6 protein-coding genes are annotated in these 3614 nt (G+C 37.0%); all 6 read left to right on the top strand.

Annotation, left to right across the window (positions count from 1 at the left end; genetic code table 11):
- Window positions 1-75 precede the first annotated feature (75 nt).
- Entirely contained in the window at window positions 76-240 is a 165-nt protein-coding gene (locus ACZQCL_RS07540) for a hypothetical protein (RefSeq protein WP_482482555.1), read from the top strand.
- Window position 241: 1 nt separating this feature from the next.
- Complete coding sequence (locus tag ACZQCL_RS07535; protein WP_482482554.1) at window positions 242-1402, top strand: hypothetical protein; 1161 nt, start codon at window positions 242-244, stop codon at window positions 1400-1402.
- Between the two features lie 17 nt (window positions 1403-1419).
- The gene (locus tag ACZQCL_RS07530) at window positions 1420-2034 is read left to right on the top strand and encodes a hypothetical protein (protein WP_256268041.1); all 615 of its coding nucleotides are present in this window, start codon (window positions 1420-1422) and stop codon (window positions 2032-2034) included.
- Window positions 2035-2085: 51 nt separating this feature from the next.
- Complete coding sequence (locus ACZQCL_RS07525; protein WP_482482552.1) at window positions 2086-2574, top strand: hypothetical protein; 489 nt, start codon at window positions 2086-2088, stop codon at window positions 2572-2574.
- A 3-nt stretch (window positions 2575-2577) separates the two neighbouring features.
- The gene (locus ACZQCL_RS07520) at window positions 2578-3390 is read left to right on the top strand and encodes an SPFH domain-containing protein (protein ID WP_482482550.1); all 813 of its coding nucleotides are present in this window, start codon (window positions 2578-2580) and stop codon (window positions 3388-3390) included.
- 51 nt (window positions 3391-3441) lie between these two features.
- Window positions 3442-3614 (top strand): TnpV protein (locus ACZQCL_RS07515; protein WP_482482557.1); only part of this gene is annotated, 173 nt, incomplete at its 3' end.

Genomic DNA, 3614 nt, shown 5'->3' with positions numbered 1-3614 from the left:
ATAAAAGAATAAAATGTAAAATTATTGACGTATTAATTTGTATGGCAACTTAATATTAGTCTATGACTTTACATTTTGTCTGACTTTCCATTTCATTATGTACTTGATTATCTAGTGGATGGTCAAGATGTCGTACTAACCATTCGTGAAGAATTACGTGATGATGACGATACTTCCTTGTTAGAGCCATTGTTGCTGGATGTGGTACATAATTTAAAGATTGAATTAATAGGAGAATAATATGAATGGGAATAAGTTATTAACCGGCTTCTTAGTTTTGGGTATGGGACTGAGTTTAGTGGCTTGTTCAAGTGATAAACCCGAGCCTAAAAAAGAAGAGGCTAAGGTAGCAGAAAAGAAGAAAGAAAAGAAAAAAGAAGAGAAGCAAATCGATACGCAGGATCGAACGGCTAAATTGAGTGTTCCCGAAGATCTGTCTCCTTATTTTACTTCATCTAGAGAGGGTGTAGGTAAAATGGAGAGTATGTTAAAGGATAATGGTTCGATTGTCTATAAGTGTTTAAATGAAGAGAATAAGTATGAGTTGAATGCTGAAATTAAATTGTTGTCGTCTAGCTCTGCTGAAAAGAGTGCGGATCTACAGAATTCAATGTATGGTGAAAATGACGAGGATAAAAAGTATAAGCCTTGTACGTTTGAGGGTTTTGATGCGTATAGTCACACTATCAATCTGGGGACGGTTGAAAATACTAGACTTCACTATTATATAGATTATCCAGTCGAGGATATCAATAAGGTCGTTTCTATTGAAATCAACCAGAAGAATGATAAGGAAAAGGATACTTCTGATTTAGAACCTTTTGCGAAGGCTATCATTAAGAATATGAAGCTAGAAAAAGTGAAGGAAGAAAAGAAAGAGGAAGTAAAACAGGATGTTAAAGAAGAAAAGGTGGATGAAAACAGCAAGGAAATTGTTGGCGAATCGTCTCGTGCAAAATTAATATTACCGAGAGATTTGACTTCGTTCTATACGCCAAGTATGGAGTATGACACGATCAAGGGAAATCAGGATAAGGGAAACATTGGTTATACATTAAGTCGAAAAGATCCAGATCGTTCAATATACGTAAACATATGTACGGATTCAAGTGATACGCTTGAAGAGGCTATCGTTTTCCATAATGAGCATTTAAGTAAAGGAGAAGAGCCATTCACAGAGTATACATTGGGTGAATATTCGGGTTATCGTGCTACAAGGTATACGAATTATTGGAATAGTGCCAATGATACAACGTATACGTATAAGTTAAGTTATCCAGTAGGCGATAAAAATGTGATCTTGTCATGTTCTGTAACACTTCGTGATAATTCGGATGATACGACAGGATTAGAAGATATATTATTGGCGGCTTTGCAGCAATTGAAGGTAGAAATTAAATAATAATAGGAGAACATAATATGAAAAATAATAAGTTATTAACAAGTCTGTTTGTGCTTGGTATGGGCTTAAGTCTAGTTGCGTGTGGTGCAAGTGATGGTGGTACGACTACAAAGACGGATGGTACAAAAACGGTAGAGAAGAAAGAGGAGCAGAAGTTTGCGGATCGAAAAGAGTATGAATCGGAGGGTCTAGCTTGTAATTTTAAATTGCCAAACTTGGATTCTTTCTATTTGGTGAAGGGTTTAGAAAAGCCTGTTTACAATACGGAATTATCACTTGGAAGCATAAAATATGAAGTTCGTGATGATTATCTTCCGGCTCTTCTAGTATATGTAGGAGACGATGCATTCGCAGAATGGAGTGATGGATATACTATTGAGGAACTTGCGACAAAAGATTTGAATGGGGAAGCTGAATATACAGAGACAAAAGTCGGTGGCTATAGAGCTTTAGTTGCAGATTTATCGGATGAGGATAATTTAAAGAAAGAATACTATATTGAACATCCAGATCTTCCAAATGGAATCGTTTGTATTGAAGTCTGTGAATATGATGATAATGATATTTCCGATGAACTTGCAGAAGCGATTATTAAAGAGTTCAAAGTTGTTGAACTTTTAGATGTTGAATAATTGAACTTGTATGAATAAGACACGATTTAAGTGACAGGAGGTTTGTACTTGATGTCTAATCAGAATCGTGAGTATGGCAAAAGAAAAGAGTTGAATGTGCAGAGCTTAGCTTGTACATTCACTCTTTCGAATATAGATGCTTATTTTCGTGTGAATGATGAGCGTGTTACGTATAAAAGTAAAGTGGTTGCGTCTGGTATGATGTATCGCATTTTTGGTCAGAATACGGATATTTTAATGTTTGTGGATACTATTCCTTATATTCGAAACAATGCGATGTCTTATGATGAAGTGGTTCGTGTTGAGTTTGAAAGACTGGACTATGATGTCTTAGAAATACTTTCTTATAAGGCGAGTGTAGCTGAGGAATTAGAAGAGTTAAATATAATAAAAAGAACATATTTGGTGGATGTGCCAAGTATGGATAGTGGTGTACTAAGAATCGAGATTTCGAGCAATGTGGATGTCTTTGATGGTTTGGTACAAAAAATAGTAAATGAATTAAGAATCCAATCAATGGATACATGGGAAGAGGTGTAGTATATGGGATTAATTCGTGCTGGTGCTGGAGCTGTTGGTTCTGTTTTTGGCGATCAATGGAAGGAGTACTTTTATTGTGATGCATTAGAGCAGGATGTATTGGTTCGTAAGGGTTCTAAAAGGACGGGTAAAAAGTCGAGTAATAAAGGAAGTGACAATATCATTTCAAATGGTAGTGTGATTGCGGTTGCGGATGGTCAATGTATGTTGATTGTTGATCAGGGTCGTGTTGTTGAGCTTTGTGCAACGCCAGGAGAATTTGTGTATGATTCTTCAAGTGAACCTTCTATCTTTGCGGGAAGCTTAGGTCAGAGTATTAAGGATTCTTTCTCAACAATGGCTAAGCGTTTCACTTTTGGTGGAGATACGGCTAAGGATCAAAGAGTGTATTATGTGAACACAAAAGAAATGGGCGAGGTTCTTTATGGAACGGCGACTCCAATTCCATTTAGAGTGGTTGTGAATGAAGAATTGGGTTTCAAGTTGTCTGTGAAATTGCGTTGTAACGGTAACTTTACATATCGTGTGGCCGATCCAATCTTATTCTATACGAATGTTTGTGGAAATGTGGCAGAGGATTTTGAGTCTGAAACCATTGAGGGCAAGTTAAAAGGTGAATTGATGACGGCTTTACAGCCTGCTTTGGCAAAATTGAGTGCGGATCGTGTGATGTATTATGAGATTCCAGCTCACACAATGGATGTTGCGGCAGCTTTAAATGATGAGTTGAGTGATATTTGGCGTGCTAAGCGTGGCTTGGAAGTTGTATCTTTCAATATTAACTCTTTGAGTATTCCTGAGGATCAAGAAATGTAGGACGGATTTTGCGGACATTCAAAATAAAAAAGAATGTGGAGGTAACAGACAATGGCAAAGACAATTTTTGAGGAAATGGGCGGCAAATACGAAAGGCAAGGCGATTACTTAATACCTTGTTTAACTGTACCCGCCGAAGAAGAACAGGCAATAGGCATCTGGGGGCAACGGCATTTAGATTATCTAAAACAGTACCGTAAAGTTACATACACCAATCTTCTTAC

The sequence above is a fragment of the Holdemanella sp. genome, assembly GCF_056804935.1.
Note: the sequence above shows the minus strand (reverse complement) of the source record. Positions and strands in the feature narration are given on the sequence as shown.

Bases quoted from the DNA above. Each gene is read 5' to 3' on its own strand.
- ACZQCL_RS07520 (WP_482482550.1), top strand. From the start codon at position 2,578: ATGGGATTAATTCGTGCTGGTGCTGGAGCTGTTGGTTCTGTTTTTGGC.
- ACZQCL_RS07535 (WP_482482554.1), top strand. From the start codon at position 242: ATGAATGGGAATAAGTTATTAACCGGCTTCTTAGTTTTGGGTATGGGA.
- ACZQCL_RS07525 (WP_482482552.1), top strand. From the start codon at position 2,086: ATGTCTAATCAGAATCGTGAGTATGGCAAAAGAAAAGAGTTGAATGTG.
- ACZQCL_RS07530 (WP_256268041.1), top strand. From the start codon at position 1,420: ATGAAAAATAATAAGTTATTAACAAGTCTGTTTGTGCTTGGTATGGGC.